Origin of the sequence: Massilia sp. BSC265 (assembly GCF_000740675.1) — a bacterium.
Lineage (GTDB): Bacteria > Pseudomonadota > Gammaproteobacteria > Burkholderiales > Burkholderiaceae_D > Telluria.
Genome location: NZ_JPXI01000042.1, coordinates 74,012 through 90,683, shown reverse-complemented (window position 1 = coordinate 90,683; position 16,672 = coordinate 74,012). Strand labels below are relative to the sequence as shown.

At 62.5% G+C, this 16,672-nt stretch carries 14 protein-coding genes; 10 read left to right on the top strand and 4 right to left on the bottom strand.

Translation table 11 applies throughout. The annotated features are described in order from the left end of the window. The first annotated feature begins 8 nt into the window (after window positions 1-8). From MA09_RS21480 to MA09_RS21435, 10 genes are all read left to right on the top strand, one after another. Entirely contained in the window at window positions 9-776 is a 768-nt protein-coding gene (locus tag MA09_RS21480) for a serine protease (protein ID WP_229440817.1), read from the top strand. A gap of 153 nt (window positions 777-929) precedes the next feature. Beyond that, the gene (locus tag MA09_RS21475; RefSeq protein ID WP_036253699.1) at window positions 930-1,544 is read left to right on the top strand and encodes an XrtA/PEP-CTERM system exopolysaccharide export protein; all 615 of its coding nucleotides are present in this window, start codon (window positions 930-932) and stop codon (window positions 1,542-1,544) included. A 186-nt stretch (window positions 1,545-1,730) separates the two neighbouring features. Next, window positions 1,731-2,288: a hypothetical protein gene (locus MA09_RS21470; protein WP_152594753.1), complete on the top strand. Its 558-nt coding sequence runs from the start codon at window positions 1,731-1,733 to the stop codon at window positions 2,286-2,288. Between the two features lie 38 nt (window positions 2,289-2,326). After that, window positions 2,327-2,587: an HPr-rel-A system PqqD family peptide chaperone gene (locus MA09_RS21465; protein ID WP_161783245.1), complete on the top strand. Its 261-nt coding sequence runs from the start codon at window positions 2,327-2,329 to the stop codon at window positions 2,585-2,587. Beyond that, window positions 2,581-3,504: an HprK-related kinase A gene (locus tag MA09_RS21460; protein ID WP_036252985.1), complete on the top strand. Its 924-nt coding sequence runs from the start codon at window positions 2,581-2,583 to the stop codon at window positions 3,502-3,504. The genes MA09_RS21465 and MA09_RS21460 overlap by 7 nt, the downstream gene beginning before the upstream one ends. Further along, entirely contained in the window at window positions 3,501-4,604 is a 1,104-nt protein-coding gene (locus MA09_RS21455) for a nucleotidyltransferase family protein (RefSeq protein WP_036252983.1), read from the top strand. The genes MA09_RS21460 and MA09_RS21455 overlap by 4 nt, the downstream gene beginning before the upstream one ends. A gap of 81 nt (window positions 4,605-4,685) precedes the next feature. Continuing rightward, a complete protein-coding gene (locus MA09_RS21450; protein ID WP_036252980.1) occupies window positions 4,686-5,408 on the top strand; it encodes a GAF domain-containing protein in 723 nt (240 codons plus the stop codon). 16 nt (window positions 5,409-5,424) lie between these two features. Continuing rightward, on the top strand, window positions 5,425-7,035 hold the full coding sequence (locus MA09_RS21445; RefSeq protein WP_036252978.1) for an FAD-binding oxidoreductase: 1,611 nt from the start codon (window positions 5,425-5,427) through the stop codon (window positions 7,033-7,035). A gap of 303 nt (window positions 7,036-7,338) precedes the next feature. Continuing rightward, on the top strand, window positions 7,339-8,184 hold the full coding sequence (locus MA09_RS21440; RefSeq protein ID WP_229440816.1) for a PEP-CTERM sorting domain-containing protein: 846 nt from the start codon (window positions 7,339-7,341) through the stop codon (window positions 8,182-8,184). Window positions 8,185-8,277: 93 nt separating this feature from the next. Continuing rightward, window positions 8,278-8,991, top strand: a complete 714-nt coding sequence (locus MA09_RS21435; RefSeq protein WP_152594752.1) for a hypothetical protein — start codon at window positions 8,278-8,280, stop codon at window positions 8,989-8,991. On the opposite strand, the gene MA09_RS21430 is transcribed toward MA09_RS21435, so the two are convergent. From MA09_RS21430 to icmF, 4 genes are all read right to left on the bottom strand, one after another. Beyond that, on the bottom strand, window positions 8,975-9,736 hold the full coding sequence (locus MA09_RS21430) for a GNAT family N-acetyltransferase (protein WP_229440815.1): 762 nt from the start codon (window positions 9,734-9,736) through the stop codon (window positions 8,975-8,977). The genes MA09_RS21435 and MA09_RS21430 overlap by 17 nt on opposite strands. A 143-nt stretch (window positions 9,737-9,879) precedes the next feature. Next, on the bottom strand, window positions 9,880-12,651 hold the full coding sequence (prsT, locus tag MA09_RS21425) for an XrtA/PEP-CTERM system TPR-repeat protein PrsT (RefSeq protein WP_036252972.1): 2,772 nt from the start codon (window positions 12,649-12,651) through the stop codon (window positions 9,880-9,882). Window positions 12,652-12,816: 165 nt separating this feature from the next. Then, window positions 12,817-13,125 carry a hypothetical protein gene (locus tag MA09_RS21420; protein ID WP_036252970.1) on the bottom strand — a complete coding sequence of 103 codons (309 nt, stop codon included), beginning with the start codon at window positions 13,123-13,125 and terminating at the stop codon, window positions 12,817-12,819. A gap of 153 nt (window positions 13,126-13,278) precedes the next feature. Next, complete coding sequence (gene icmF / locus MA09_RS21415; RefSeq protein WP_036252968.1) at window positions 13,279-16,566, bottom strand: fused isobutyryl-CoA mutase/GTPase IcmF; 3,288 nt, start codon at window positions 16,564-16,566, stop codon at window positions 13,279-13,281. Between the last annotated feature and the right edge of the window lie 106 nt (window positions 16,567-16,672).

Genomic DNA, 16,672 nt, shown 5'->3' with positions numbered 1-16,672 from the left:
GCGCGGCCTTGCATATCATCGTGCTGGCCGCCGCTGGGACCGTTGCCGCGGTCAGCGCGATGTCGGCGAAGGCCCAGAACCTGCCGCGTACGGTGGCGCAGATCAAGCCCTCGGTGGTCGGGGTGGGCACCCTGCTCAAGACCCGCCATCCCGCCGTGGTATTCGTCGGCACCGGCTTCGCCGTCGGCGATGGATTGAGCATCATTACCAATGCCCATGTCATTCCGAACCAGCTGGATGCCGCGCGCAAGGAAGAGCTGGGCATTGTGATCAGCGGCGGAGGCGAGGAGACCAGCTTCCGTCCGGCACGGCTGGTGGCACTGGACGCCGAACACGACCTGGCCCACCTGCGGCTGTCCGGCACGCCGCTGGCCCCGCTGGCACTGGCTGGCGACGACAGCGCGGCCGAAGGGGAGGAACTGGCATTTACCGGCTATCCGCTGGGCATGCGGCTGGGCCTGCATGCGGCGACCCACCGTGCCTTGCTGGCCGCGATCACGCCGGCGGTGCGGCCCTCGCTCAATTCGCGCCAGCTCGACGCGCGCGCGATCACCCAGCTGCAGCGCTCGGCCTTCCGGATCTACCAGCTCGACGGCACCGCCTACCCCGGCAACAGCGGCAGTCCGCTGTTCCGGCCCGACAGCGGCAGCGTGGTCGGCGTGATCAATATGGTGTTCCTGAAGGGGTTGAGGGAAAGTGCGGTATCGGACCCGAGCGGCATCACCTACGCCATCCCGGTGCGTCATGTGCGCGCGCTCCTGCAGCGCACGCAGTAAGAGGCCAGCCACCGGCGGATGCGCCACAAGTATTTCAATTGTGCAGGTGTTGCCGAAGTGCTATGGTATAGAATTATGCTCAACAATATTGCATGCATGCCGCGGCCGACCGGGCGCCATGCCAACCCCGAGGATTTTGACGTGAGCACGAACATGACCCCCAAGATCAAGCGCGCAGCCCAGGCCGTCGCGATCAGCTGCCTGTTCATCCTGGGCGGCTGCGCCAGCACCCCGCAGGCGCTGCCTTCGACCGAGGCAGTGAACCCGGAATACCTGATCGGCCCGGGTGATGCGATCAACATCATCGTCTGGCGCAACCCGGAAGTGTCGATGTCGGTGCCGGTCCGCCCGGACGGCAAGATCACCACGCCGCTGGTCGAAGACTTGCCGGCTGCCGGCAAGACCTCGACCCAGCTGGCGCGCGACATCGAGGCCGCGCTCGCCAAGTTCATCCAGCAGCCGGTCGTCACCGTGGTGGTCACCAACTTCGTTGGCGGCTACGGCGAACAGATCCGCGTGATCGGCCAGGCAGCCCGCCCGCAAGCCCTGCCATATCGCAAGGACATGTCGCTGATGGATGTTCTGATCGCCGTTGGCGGCGTCACCGAATTCGCGGCCGGCAACCGTGCCAGCGTCATTCGTACCGTGGATGGGAAGCAGCAGAAATACCAAGTGCGCCTTGACGACCTGATCAAGGATGGCGACATCTCGGCCAACATGACGATGCGCCCGGGTGACGTGCTAGTCATTCCCGAAAGCTTCTTCTGAGCCACTGTCGAAAAATCTGACACAGCGCCCGGAATTCTCGCTAGACTGCATGCCTAAAGGATGAGCAGTCCACGCTATGCGCTTGTTTTGTAGCGAGTTTTGGCGCAAATGATGCGGCACGGCACATTTCTTGCTTAGCTGAAATGCAGGCCGTTGTGGCAAACCATTCATGTGAGGATAGACACCGTGTCCACCGAAGACCAAGCAGGGCGCTCCCTCGACGCTGCCCCGATGACCACGCACGGCGCGGCGCGTCGCCGCCTGGCCAAGGCCGGGCTCGGTGCAGCCAGCGTGCTGTGGACGACCCAGGCCAGCGCCACGCGGGTATGCATTTCCGCATCGGCCGCACTGTCCAGCGGCCTGCACAGCAAAAAACCGAACGCCACAACGGTGACTTGCGAGGGCAGGTCGCCGGGCTACTGGAAGAATCACGGTGGCTGGCCGGTGTCGAGCGATACCAAGTTCAGGGAGGTTTTCAGCTGCTCGGGCGCGAACGACAGCACCTATGGTTCGGCCACCCTGCTGGAACTGTTGAAGGGGTGCGATTTTGACAAGCACAATCTCGGACGGCACCTTGTGGCGACCTATCTGAACGTGAAGACCGGGTGGATCAGCTATATCTCCGAGCGCACCCTGGTCCAGATGTGGAGCGAGCTGCAGAGCACTGGCCACTACGAGCCGGCGAAGGGCGTGTTCTGGGATGCCGAAACGACCAAGAAATACCTCGAATCTACCCAAGGTTGATGTTGCAGGCTGATGTGGCATGCCAGGCATGGCGCTTGATGAGCGGGCAGTCGCTCGCGTACCGCTGCTGGGACGACGAAGCCGTGCTGTACAACGACCTGTCGGGCGCCACCCACCTGCTCGGACCGGCCGCGCTGTGCGTGCTCGAGGCCTTGCGGCCCGGCCCGGCCGCCGCCACCGCTCTGGCGGCCAGGCTGCATGAGGAATTCGACATCGATGATGAGGCTCTCAAAGGCGAACTGGCCACCCTGCTCGGCGAACTCTCGCGCCTCAGCCTGATCGAACCCTGCTTATGCTGACACTGGCCAGCCTCGGCCGCGCGGAACTGCGCCGCCGCCTTGCCCTGTCCGGGCCCGGCCTGGTGCTGCGCACCGGCCCCTTCCGCAGCCGCATCCGTACCGACATCGCCCACCTGGCCGATACCATTGCTCTGCTCTATGCCGATTACCCTGTCGAGGGCGAGGACGGTTTCGCCGATTTCCAGCTCGCCTTCCGGCGCTCGGGAGGCCTGCGCCGCTGGTACCGCCCGCAGGTGCGCTTCGACAGCGATGGCCGGGTGCCTTTCCAGCCGCTGCCGCTGGACCAGGCCTTCCCGATGTTCGAGTGGGTGATGAACTGGTGCGTGTCGCACCATGCGCACGGCTACCTGATCGTCCACGCCGCCGTGCTCCAGCGCGGCAATGCCGGCGTGATCCTGCCGGCGCCTCCCGGTTCCGGCAAGAGCACCCTGTGCGCCGCCCTCGCCAGCCGCGGCTGGCGCCTGCTGTCGGACGAGCTGACCCTGATCAGGCCGCATGACCTGGCGCTGCTGCCGCTGGCGCGCCCGGTCAGCCTCAAGAATGCGTCGATCGGCGTGCTGCGCGGCTTTGCCCCGGACGCCCTGTTCGGCCCCGAGGTCCATGGCACGTCCAAGGGCACGATCGCGCATATGCGGGCGCCGGGCGCCAGCGTCGCCACCGCCGCCGAACCTGCGCGTGCGACCCACATCGTGTTTCCCCGGTACGAAGCCGGCGCGCCGGCCAGCCTGGCGCCGCTGCCGAAGGCGCGCCTGTTTACCAGCATGGTCGACAACGCCTTCAATTATGCGGTGCTGGGGGCGCAGGGTTTCGACGTCCTGGGCCGCCTGGTCGAGGGCTGCAGCGGATACACGTTCAGCTACGGCCGGCTCGACGATGCCATGGCCGTGTTCGACAACTTCGCAGGCGGTCCGGCATGAGTTTCGACTTACACCGGCTGCCCTTGCTGGTCAAGGTCCTGCGCGATCCGGCGCGAGTCGAAGGGCTGGGCCTGGCCGACTGGGACCTGCTGCTGCGCCAGGCGGCGAATGCCGGCCTGACCGCCACCCTGGGAGCCGGCCTGGCCGAAGCCGGCCTGCTGGAGGCGGTGCCGCCGGCCCCGCGCCGGCACCTGGAGTGGGCCGGCGTGACGCTGCAGGCGCACCAGCGCGCGGTGCGCTTCGAGGTGGACCAGATCCGGCGCGCCCTGGCCGGCCTCGGCCTGCCGCTCATCCTGCTGAAGGGCGCGGCTTATATGCTGGCCGGACTGCCGCCGGCGCAGGGCCGCATTTTTTCCGACGTCGACATCCTGGTGCCGAAGGAGTGCATCGGCGAGGTCGAGGCGGCGCTGATGCTGCACGGCTGGGCCAGCGCCAAGCAGGACCCCTATGACCAACGCTATTACCGCGAGTGGATGCACGAACTGCCGCCGATGGAACATGTGCAGCGCGGCAGTACGATCGACGTGCACCATGCCATCCTGCCGGAAAGCGCGCGCACGTGGCCGGATCCGGCGCTGCTGCGCGCGGCGGCCCGGCCCATTCCCGGCAGCGAAGGCCTGTGGACGCTGGCGCCGCATGACATGGTGCTGCACAGCGCGGTGCACCTGTTTTCGGAAGGCGAGATGAACCACGGCCTGCGCGACCTCCTCGACCTGCATCGGCTGCTGCTGCATTTCGGCTCCCAGCCGGGGTTCTGGGAAGCGCTGGCGGCGCGCGCCGTCCAGCTCGAGCTGGCGCGGCCGCTGTTCTATGCGCTGCGCTACTGCACCCGCCTGCTCGCAACGCCGGTCCCCGAGCCTGTCCTGCGCGAAGCCGATGCCGCCGGCCGGCCTGCTGCGCCGCTGCTGGTGCTCATGGATGGCCTGTTCTTGCGCGCCCTGTCGCCGCAACATCCGAGCACTGCCGACCGCCTGAGTCCCGTGGCGCTCGCGGCACTGTATGTGCGCGGACACTGGTTGCGCATGCCACCTGTCATGCTTGCACGACACCTGTTTCATAAAGCTTTTTTCTCTGACGAAGCTGCCGAAGCCGCTGCCTAGTGGAACGGGCAGGTGGAATGCATTATTATTAACAAAATATAACTGAACGGCTCCGATCGTCCCATTCATTGGTGAGGCCACATGGAAATACCTGACAGGCTGGTGCGTCTGCAAGACCTGCAACAGTTCTTGGCTGAAGGTAGTCTCGAAAATGACCTCCACCAGCAGGCAGAGCGTACGGCACGGATGATGAAAGCGGATAACTGCTCGATCATGCTGCTCAATAGCGGCGAAGGGCAGGATTTGCGCATGCGTATCCATGCACGCCACGGGGATGTCCCGGACGCGGCCTTGCACGCATCGATCGGCGCGGGGGAAGGCATCTGTGGCCATGTGCTGTCCAGCGGCTGCGCCCTCCTGGTAGAGGACATCGGGCGTTCCCAGTTCGCATCGCTGGCACGGCGTCCGGATGCGGCTGGCCGAAGCCTCATGTCGGCCCCGATTCGTATCGGTAACAAGATCATTGGTGTGCTGAACTTGTCGGGCACCGGATTCATCGCTTCCGAATTGCCGCTGCTGGAAGTAATTGCCCTGTTTATCGGTAAATCCATCCAGGTGGTCCAGTTGCAGCGGGTACTGGAGTCGCGGTTTACCCAGCTGGCATTGCTACAGGAAGCGCGGCACCAGGTCGGCACGCAGGTCCATACGGCCGCCTACCAGCACCCGGAAGACGTGGCACGCATCCTCGCGCGCGCGTTTTTCCGCGAGATGAACAAGGCTGGCTTCGAGTCCGGGCAGATCGTCAATGCAGCCTCGGAACTGATCGATCAACTCAACCACCAGATACAGGCCGGTTTGCGTTAGCGTCCGGTTCATACGCATGCACACTAGACGCGCAAACATCGACGACGCGATCGTCGAATGGCAGGTTTTACTCGGCAAGGATCAGGTCTTGCCGGCCGCGGCGGCAGTTGCCGCATACGGCCAGGATACAACGGGGGCGCAACGCAACATTCCTGCTGCGCTACGCTTGCACGATAGTGCCCAGCTTCCCGAAGTCATGCGCATCGCACAGCGCCATGGCGTCCCCGTGTACCCCATCAGTACCGGACGCAACTGGGGATACGGAAGTGCGCTGGCAGTGCGCGATGCCTGTGTTGTCATCGACTTGTCCGGACTGAACCGGATCTTGCATTTCGACGGCGACATGGGCGTGGTCACGCTCGAACCGGGCGTCACGCAAGGCATGCTTGCCGACTTCCTCGACCATGGCGGTCATCCCTACATGGTACCGACCACCGGCGCCGGTCCGGAATGCAGCCTGCTCGGCAATGCCCTTGAGCGCGGCTATGGCGTGACCCCTTACACCGATCACTTTGCGGCAGTAACCGACCTCGAAGCGGTGCTGGCCGATGGCACGCTCTACCGTACTGCCATGCGCGAAGCCGGCGGCGAGGAACTGGCGCGCCTGTTCAAATGGGGAATCGGCCCTTATTCCGCCGGTCTGTTCACGCAGAGCGGCCTGGGGATCGTGACCCGCATGAGCATCATGCTGGCGCGTCGCCCCGAAGCGGTCAAGGTTTGCCTGTTCAGCCTGAAAGACGATGCCCTGCTGGAGCCGGCGGTGGAGCGGATCCGGTCGATCCTGTCGCGCCTGCCGGGAACCCTCGGCGGCCTGAACCTGATGAACCGTCACCGGGTACTGGCCATGTCGGCGCCTTACCCATCCGACCGCTTGGGGCCCGACGGCCTGATCCCGCCTGCCGTGGTGGCCGAACTCGGGCGGCAGTACCAGATTGCTCCCTGGACAGGCTTTGGCACCCTCTATGGAACGAAGCGGATGGTGGCTGCCGCGCAGAAGGAGATCCGGGCGGCACTGGCCGGCGTGGCAAGCCGCCTCCTGTTCCTCAGCCAGGACAACGCCAATACCTTGTTGCGTGTCGCGCGCTGGATTCCCGGTAGTGCCGGACAGCGCCTGTCCAGTACCGCCGGCACGCTGGCCCGCTCGCTCGAACTGGTGCTCGGCCGTCCCAATGAAACCGCGCTGCCCCTGGCTTACTGGCGGTCGCCCACTGGCGGCAGTGCGCCGCGCAATCCTGCGCGCGACGGTTGCGGGCTGATCTGGTATGCGCCGCTGGTGCCGATGCGCGGCGCTGGCGCGCGCGCCTACGTGGACTTCGTGACCGCCGTGACGCGCAAGCACGGGATCGAGCCCTTGCTGACCTTCACGTCGCTCAGTGACAAGCTGTTCGACAGTACCGTGCCCCTGCTGTTCGATCGTGCCGATCCGGCGGCAGTGGCGGCGGCGCAGGCCTGCTACGAAGAGCTGATCGCCGAAGGCAGGAAACGCGGCTGCTTCCCTTACCGCGTTGCGATCGGCGCCATGCCCGGCTTGGCCGCGCTGACAAAAGAATCCTCCTCGCTGCATGCACGGCTGCGCCGCGAACTCGATCCGGACGACTTGCTGGCACCCGGACGTTACGGCGGATAAAAGCGTCTAACGATTCCCCGATGGCTGCGCCGCATCGTCTCGCCGTACTCTCGTATTGTCTTCCGGGCCGCCGCTGCGGCGATGCCTGAGGTGCATCCCTTGCCCTCGAATTTTGTTAGAGCTCCAACTGTCGAGAAATTTTACATTCATCCATTTTAGACAACTTCTCATCTGGCGCCAAAAGAATAAAAGTCAACCAAATCAGATACTTGTGATGGTTTTTGACGAGCTGGCATGAGGCTTGCTAAAGAGTAGGCGTGGGTGTCGTAATTAATGTAAAAGCTTTTCTTAACTGGAGAAAACATGAAAAAGTTTGCCGCTTTCGCCGTTGGCGCAGCAATGAGCTTCGGAGCCTATGCCGCTCCCGCACCTAGCCTGCCGCTGACCCCGATCTACCTGAAGTTCACCGGCCAAGAACAAATCGCCATCAACGGTGCTACCACCTTTGCTGGCTCGAACGAAATCAACTGGGGCGTGTTCACCGTTTCGACCATGGAACGCGGCACGGTCAATACCCCGAATGACCAGATCGACCCGACCGGCGACATCTGGTACGTGAACGGCCTGACCGGCGGCCAGGTAACCGGCATGTTCTACGGCATCGAAGCAGGCACGCCGAGCGCTACCAACCCGTTCCCGGCTACCCGCGGCTACATGGACCTGTACTGGCGTGATACCGACAAGATGAGCAAGACCACGCTCGATACGATCAATCCGGGTGTGCGTTGCGGCTGGAACTGCGCTACCGGCTTCACCGAAGGCACCTTCCTGGCACGCCTGTTCTTCGACACCGGCATGGATGTCAGCAACCCGAACAACACTATCGTCGGTAGCACTGTTCCGAGCAGCAACGGTTTCTCGGGCCAGGCAGATTCCTACGCGTCGGTGGACAGGAGCGCCGGCGGCCTGTGGGCCGAACAGCTGGACTCGAATTGGTTCTCGTCGTGGCAGGGTTCGCGTGACCTGCGCTTCAAGAACAGCTACAACTACAACGCGAATTGGAACGGTGGCGAAAACATCCTGGGCGCACGTGTCGACGACCCGGGTCAGGCATACGCCGTGCCGGAACCGGGCGCACTGTCGCTGATGGGCCTGGCCATGGTCGGCATGGGCGCCGTCCTGCGTCGCCGCGAGAAGAAAGCCGCTTAAGCTTTCTAGGTATTTCTTGCAAAAAAGGCCCCATCGGGGCCTTTTTCTTTTGGTGGATTGACAAGATCGTGTATCGCCTGCATCCTTGTCGCCATGCACACTCTACCGCGCATTTTCCTGCAAGTGCCGCTGACCCTGGCGATCCTTGCCCTGGTCCCCACCAACCTGGGCAAGCTGGCAGCCTTCCTGCTGATCTGGGCGCTGACCTTCGGTCGCTTGACGAAAGTGGAGGCGATATTCGGCCTGGTCGTCTGCGTCTTCTTCACGGGGATGAATGCTGCTTCCCTCGCACAGGGAATTTTCTATTTCACCGATCCCGATGTCCTGCGGATGCCCGTATATGAGCTGGTAATGTGGGGTTTCTACCTGCTGCATACCCGGCGCCTGCTGGGCGGTGCCGCGCCACACGATCGGCGCGCCGCAGTATGGGTGCTGGCATTGCTGTATTCCGCCGCCTTCGCCTCGATCCAGGATGGCAATACCCTGCTGCTGGTCACGGGCGGCCTGCTTGCCATTGGCCTCCTGCTGTTCCACGAGCGCGCAGATCTCGCCTATGCGGGGTATATGGTCATGCTGGGGGCGGCGGTCGAATACACGGGTGTCTGGAGCGGCCAATGGGCCTATCCGGGCGATCCGGCAGGTGGCGTGCCGCTGTGGTTCGTTACGCTATGGGGCGGGGTAGGTTTGTTCCTGCGCCGGCTGGTGCTGCCGATCCTCGAGCGTTTCGAAGGCAAGACCGCCGGCGGCCTACTGGCGCAATCCGGCATCTCCGCAAACGCGGCGGATGCCGTCAGCCGATCGACATAAGGCGGCGTGCAATACCTTCTTCTTCTTTCTGTGAAAAGAAAAAGGGGAATAGCGAACGCTCGTTGCCAGGATGACTGCTGGTGCCGCCAAAACGTTCGATCTGCTCCTGGACTTTGTCGAGATTGTTCCAGAGCAGCCAGGCGGGCGCATTTACCCGAGGATTGGTACGCATCTCGCCAAGGCAGCTAAAACCAAGCATCGTTTCATAGAAGCGGCGATGACGCGGATTGACTTCGATGAACACATCCGTGCAGTGGTGAATACGTCGGCCGTAGATGAACAGGATATGAAAGAGCGCTGCCAGCGCTTCCTTGGAGCGCACCCTCGGATCGAACGCAAGCTTGGTGATTTCGCATAGCTTGCCGCCCATATCCCGGAAATGGTCGAGCTGGTCCTTGAAAATCTCATCCGCCAGCAGGCCGACAGGCGAGTCGATGCCAAGCGTGACAGTGCCGACCACTTCACCACGGTCCGAGGCAGAAAGCGAGATCCGGTTCGGGTTGTCTTCCTCGAGCCGATGGGTCCCTGCATAACCCCGCCATGCATACATCTTGTTGATCAACAGGCTTGCCTGGCTTCGACCATTGTCATTATCCGCAGCCCGGATGCCAAAGGATTTTTCATTAATGGTCATGTTGACGATGTTATCACATGAGTCTGTTTCCAATGCGGAAGAGTGCTCGTACTGTGTCGCCCCCTTAATTGAATCGAAATCTACTAATTCTGCGTGAATCAGCGTTTTCATGTTCTCTTCTCCGCGCTATAAAAGAATCTGGCCGGCAATGCATCAACAGTGGTCATATTACCACTTGCATTAAAAACATGATATAAAGAAATTACAAATTTATAATTATTGATGTAAAAACGCCACCTTTCGGTGGCGTCTCTTTATAACTGCTCAAGGAGCGTTTTCGCTCTGGCCGCACCAGGGCCGTTCGACTTCGCGACGATTGTTTCCAATTCTTTGCGGGCGGCAGCTTTGTCGCCGGATTTCGCCAGGACTTCCGCAAGATGCAGTCGCAGGTCGCCGCTGTGTGGGGCGAGGCTCACCGCTTTCTGCAGCATGGGCAGTCCACGCTTGAGATCACCGCGTTCGGCGAGGATCATCCCCAAGGTATCCAGCACGGCTGGATTGTCACCGCTGATGCGGTATGCGGCTTCGGCGGTTTCCAGGGCACGCGGATCTTTCAGCTGCTGATAAGTCCAGGCCAGGTTGTTCAGGGCGATTGCATTGCCTGGCGCGACGCGCGTCGCGGCTTCGAATTGCGATGCCGCTTGCTTGTACTGACCCTTGGCGAGCGAACGCTCGGCAACATACAGGGCCATCGCCACGTCATCGGGATGCGTTTTCATCCAGTTGGCGATCCGGCTGTCCGCCTGGGCCTCTTTTCCAGACTGCAACATTGCGCGGTGAATGTTGATCAGTATCTTTGCATCCTGTTTCTCTGCAAACGCCTTCTCGTACAGGGGCAGGGCCTGCGTTGCCTTTCCCTGGGCCGACAGCAGGTCGGCTTCGATGACATAGCCGATGGCCCGATGGGCCTCCCTTGCCTGGAGCGCGCGCGCATTGGCCAGGACCAGCTCGGGACGATTGCCACGTGTGGCAAGGTCGATTTGTGCCAGGTGGGCAGGCAGGAAGTCCGGATCCAGCGCGACTGCGCGCTTGAGGTGGTTTGCCGCTTCGGTCTCGTTCTTCAGCGCCATGTAGGCAGCGGCCATACGGTATTGGGCCATGGCCGATTTCGGCAGCACATTCGTGAGCCTGCTATAGCTGTCGAGCGCACCGGAAGCATCGTTATTTGCCAATTGGGCCTGGCCGAGCAAATCCAGAACGTCCGGGTGGGTCGGGTTGGCTGTCTGGGTCTTGCGTGCCAGCGTCAATGCTTTCTGGTTTTCCTTGATGCGCAGGTAGTGCGTTCCCAATTGCAGGGCCGGCGCCACGGCCTCGGGGTTGCTGGTGCTGGCCTTTTCAAGCCAGGACGTCGCTTCGGCAGGTTTCTTTTCCAGCAGGGCCAGTTCAGCCAGCGCGTTCATCGCCCCGATGTGTTTGGGATCTTTTGCCAGAAGAGCGGTAAACCGGGCCTTGGCCTCAGCAGGCTTCTTTTCACGCAGGTCGAGCTGGGCCAGGCTGCTGACGGCAGCGAAGTAGGTCGGTTGCAGTGCAAGCGCCTTTTCGAGGCTGACCCGGGCCTCGGGTACGTCACCTTTGGCAAAGTGTACGGCACCGAGGATGCCGTGTGCCTGGGCGTTGTCTGGATGTTGCTTGACCAGCCTTTGTGCGGCAGCGAGCGCTTTATCGTGGCGTTTCAGGTTCAGCTCAGCCTGTACCAGTGTCATGCCTCCCTGGAGCGAGCCCGGATCGAGTGCCGCCCCCTTTTCGAGGTCATTGATGGCTTTGTCCTTTTCACCCTGGCCAAGACGCGATAGTCCGAGAGAAGTGTGCAGTGCCGCCACCTTGGGCGCTATCGAGCTCGCCTTCTCGAAGTAAGCCGTCGCCCGGTCGAAATCGCGGGCCTGGAGATACGATTGCCCGGCCAGGGCCAGGAGCTGGGGATCATTGGCGCCGCTTTCCAGCGCTGGTGCCAAGGTGGCTGCGGCATCCTGCGGTTGCGCATTCTTGAGCTGGGCCTGTGCCAGCAGCTTGCGGGCGTAGAGGTTATCCGAATTGGTTTCGAGGTACTTGCGCAGATGCTGTTCTGCTTGCTGGGTCGCGCCCAAGTTCAGCTCGATAGCGCCGGCGAGGAGGATGCTCGGCATGTGGTTGGGAGCATTCTTGAGTACCTTTTGCACCGACTCTTGTGCCAAGGCGTTTTTACCCTGCGTAAAGTCGAGCAGGGCCTGGGCATAAGTTGCCAGCAGGTTACCGGGCGCATTGTCTTGCGCTGCCTTGATATTCTTTCGCGCTTCTTCGAACTTGCCCTGGCTGATCTGGATATAGGCCTTTTCGACATGGGCGATACGGTCATGGGGGCGTAGTTCGGTGACGCGGGTAAACGCGGTCATCGCCTGCTCAGGTTTATTCAAGCTGCGCAGCAAGTTGGCCTGGAATAGCCAGGCATCGGGATTCTTGGGGTCCTTGCCGACGGCCTCATTCGCAAAACGCTCGGCTGCCTCGATGTCATTCCGGTAGAGCGCATGACGTGCCAGTCCGGTCAGTGCTTCGCCGCTCGTTGCCTTTACCTGGAGCGCTTGCTCGAACGCCTGCTTCGCTTCATCCGGTTTCTGGCTCATCAGCAAGGCATCGCCGCGCAAGGCGAGCAATTCCGCCGAGGCTTTTGCTTTCTCGGCGGTGATTTCTTCCAGAATTTTGGCTGGCTGACCTTGCGTCTGCAATGCACGGCCCAACAGCGGCAGGGCGCGATCCGCGCTGATGCCAAGGCTCAAGGCCTTGCGTAGCTCTTTCTCGGCTGAAACAGCGTCCCCACTGTCCAGATGCAGCGCGCCCAGCTGGAATCGGGCTTCCGCGTCTTCCGGCGTATTTGCAACAGCGTTCTTCAGCTGGATCATCGCCGCTTTGCGGTCACCCTTCTCTTGATATGCCTTCGCTTCGGCGAGCAAGGTAGCGGTTGGCTTGGTCTGGTTACAGGCAGCGAGACCAGTGCCGAGCGCAGCAGTAACAAGCGCTGCAGTGAGTGTATGCTTGATAAGGTGACGCGGCATGAGTATTCCTTTGGTATTGGCACTAAGGGTAAGGGAATGGATTTCCCAGGTGACAATAATACCTGAAGGAATAGATTGTTAGCGATACAATATGAATGCGCTGTTGTAGCTACGCCCCTCCGAGCGGGAGCCCGGCTGCCCCCTGTTGCAGCGCATAAGGCGTGTTCATTCCCCAGGCTTGCGCAGCCGGGCGAGCAAGGCTTCCACATTGTCTCCTACAGGCAAACCATGTCGGCGTAATAGCTGAACATGCAATACCAGGTTCTCCAGCACCAGCTTGGCCGACACTGCCAGCAGGGTCATCAGGCGGTCTTCGGTACTGAAATTTTCCATCGCTGCAGCCATTTCGCACAGGTGGCTTGCCACCAGCGTGCGCAATTCGTCTTCGGGAAAGGGGAGGTCGGCGAAGTCGATGGGATCTTCCTGTTCGACTTCCGCCATCAGGGCGGCGAGCTGCTCGGGCTGGATCGGCATGAATGAACTCCACGGAATGTTGTCAGTTCATTCTAGGCCAGCGGCGTGCTGGAGGGCCACGTGATTGGACAGTAGAAGAATAAAAAAGGCTAGCCCGGTGGGACTAGCCTTTTGAAGTCGCTACCAGCGCTTGTCTGGTACTTGGATTGCGCCTTACATATTGCGGCGATACTGCCCGCCGACCTCGAACAGCGCGGTCGTGATCTGGCCCAGTGAGCAGACGCGCACGGCGTCCATCAGCTTGGCGAACACGTTCTCGTTATCGATCGCGGCCTGCTGCAGCGCGGCCAGGGCGCTAGGTGCCTTGTCGGCATTCCGTGCGTGGAAGGCTTCCAGGCGGGTCAGCTGCGACTGCTTCTCGTCGTCGGTCGAGCGCGCCAGTTCGATCGTCGCCGGTGCGCCGGCGCCGTTCGGGTTGCGGAAGGTGTTCACGCCGATGATCGGCAGCGAGCCGTCGTGCTTCTTGTGCTCGTACAGCATCGACTCTTCCTGGATCTTGCCGCGCTGGTAGCCGGTCTCCATCGCACCCAGCACGCCGCCGCGTTCGGCGATGCGTTCGAACTCCTGCATCACCTGCTCTTCGACCAGGTCGGTCAGCTCGTCGATGATGAACGCGCCCTGGTTCGGGTTCTCGTTCTTCGCCAGGCCCCATTCGCGGTTGATGATCAGCTGGATCGCCAGGGCGCGGCGGACGGATTCGTCGGTCGGCGTGGTGATTGCTTCGTCATACGCATTGGTGTGCAGCGAGTTGCAGTTGTCGTAGATCGCGATCAGGGCCTGCAGCGTAGTGCGGATGTCGTTGAAGTCGATCTCCTGCGCGTGCAGCGAGCGGCCCGAGGTCTGGATGTGGTACTTCAGCTTCTGGCTGCGCTCGTTGGCGCCGTACTTGTCGCGCATGGCCACTGCCCAGATGCGGCGCGCCACACGGCCCAGCACCGTGTATTCCGGGTCCATGCCGTTCGAGAAGAAGAAGGACAGGTTCGGGGCGAAGTCGTCGATGTGCATGCCGCGTGCCAGGTAGGCTTCGACAAAGGTGAAGCCGTTCGACAGCGTGAAGGCCAGCTGCGAGATCGGGTTCGCGCCCGCTTCGGCAATGTGGTAGCCCGAGATCGACACCGAATAGAAGTTGCGCACCTGGTGGTGGACGAAGTATTCCTGGATGTCGCCCATCACCTTCAGCGAAAACTCGGTGCTGAAGATGCAGGTGTTCTGGCCCTGGTCTTCCTTCAGGATGTCGGCCTGCACGGTGCCGCGCACGTTCATCAGGACCCAGTCGCGGATCTTGGCCGCTTCGTCGTCGGTCGGCTGGCGGCCGTTATCGGCCACGAACTTGTCGATCTGCTGGTCGATGGCGGTGTTCATGAACATCGCCAGGATGGTCGGGGCCGGGCCGTTGATGGTCATCGAGACCGAGGTGGAGGGGCTGCACAGGTCGAAGCCGTCGTACAGGACCTTCATGTCGTCCAGGGTCGCGATCGACACGCCCGAGTTGCCCACCTTGCCGTAGATGTCGGGACGCAGCGCCGGGTCGGCGCCGTACAGGGTCACCGAGTCGAAGGCCGTGGACAGGCGCTTGGCGTCCATGCCCTGCGACACCAGTTTAAAACGGCGGTTGGTGCGGAAGGCATCGCCTTCGCCCGCGAACATGCGGGTCGGGTCTTCGCCCTCGCGCTTGAAGGCGAACACGCCGGCCGTGTAGGGGAAGGAGCCCGGCACGTTTTCCAGCATCAGGAAGCGCAGGATCTCGCCGTGGTCTTCGAACTTCGGCAGCGCCACCTTGCGGATCGGGTTGCCCGACAGGGTCGTCGAGACCAGGCGCGTACGGATTTCCTTGTCGCGGATCTTCACCACGTAATCGTCGCCCGCGTAGGCGGCCTGCATGTCCGGCCACATGGCCAGCAGTTTCTTGGCGCCGCCTTCCATCGCGTTGTCACGCTCGGTGATCAGGTCGTCGAGGACGACTTCGCGGTTGGCGGCGGCCAGCATGCGCTTGGTCTCGCTCAGCTGCTGGCGCTCGCGCGCCAGTTGCACCTGCTTCTTCACGTTGCGGTGGTAGCCGCGCACGGTGTCGGCGATCTCGGCCAGGTAGCGTGCACGGGCCGGCGGAACGATCACGTTCTTGCCGCTCGAATATTTTTGCGAAGGCGCAGCCAGGCGGCTCGGCTCGACCTGCAGGCCCAGCTCGGCCAGCTTCGGCAGCAGGCCGTGGTACAGGGCGGTGACGCCGTCGTCGTTGAAGCGCGAGGCCTGGGTGCCGTAGACCGGCATCTCGTCCGGCTGCTTGCTCCACAGTTCGCGGTTGCGCTGGTATTGCTTGGCGACGTCGCGCAGCGCATCCTGGGCGCCCTTGCGGTCGAACTTGTTGATGGCGATGAAGTCGGCGAAGTCGAGCATGTCGATCTTCTCGAGCTGCGAGGCGGCGCCGAATTCCGGCGTCATCACGTACATCGAGGTGTCGACGTGCGGCACGATGGCGGCGTCGCCCTGGCCAATGCCCGAGGTTTCGACGATGACGAGATCAAAGCCCGCCACCTTGCAGGCGGCGATCACGTCCGGCAGGGCCTGCGAGATTTCGGAGCCGGCTTCGCGGGTGGCGAGCGAGCGCATGAAGACGCGCGCCTGGCCATTCCACGGGTTGATCGCATTCATGCGGATGCGGTCGCCCAGCAGGGCGCCACCCGACTTGCGGCGCGACGGGTCGATCGAGATGACGGCGATGTTGAGGCGGTCGCCCTGGTCGAGGCGGATGCGGCGGATGAGTTCATCGGTCAGCGAGGATTTACCGGCGCCGCCGGTACCGGTGATGCCGAGGACCGGCGCCTTGACGGTGTCGGCGGCTTCCACGATCTGCTTGCGCAGCTCCGGATCGGCCTTGCCGTTCTCGAGTGCGGTGATCAGCTGGGCCAACGGACGGTGGCGGTCGGCGATGTCGCCCTGCTTCAGCGCCTCGATCGCGGTCGGGGCGTAGGAGGAGAGGTCGACGTCGCAGGCTTCCAGCATCGAGCGGATCATGCCGACCAGGCCCATGCGCTGGCCATCTTCCGGGCTGAAGATGCGGGTGACGCCGTAGGCGTGCAGTTCTTCGATTTCGCTCGGGACGATCACGCCGCCACCGCCACCGAACACCTTGATGTGGGCGCCGCCGCGCTGGCGCAGCAGGTCGATCATGTACTTGAAGTATTCGACGTGGCCGCCCTGGTAGCTCGAGATGGCGATGCCTTGCACGTCTTCGGCCAGGGCCGCGGTGACGACTTCGTCGACCGAGCGGTTGTGGCCGAGGTGAATCACTTCGGCGCCGTTCGACTGCAGGATGCGGCGCATGATGTTGATCGAGGCGTCATGGCCGTCGAACAGGGAAGCGGCGGTGACGAAGCGCACCTTGTTGGCCAGCTTCGGCTGCTCCGGCAGGTCGAGTTTCGCGGCGGGGGTGATGTCGTTCATGGGTGTGGGTCCTTGGGAATCGGGAGGACAGGAGTAGCTTGCTACGGTATATGACGTTAACGTTAACGTCAAGCCGGGTACAGGGAAGTAACGAGGGTGGGCTGCG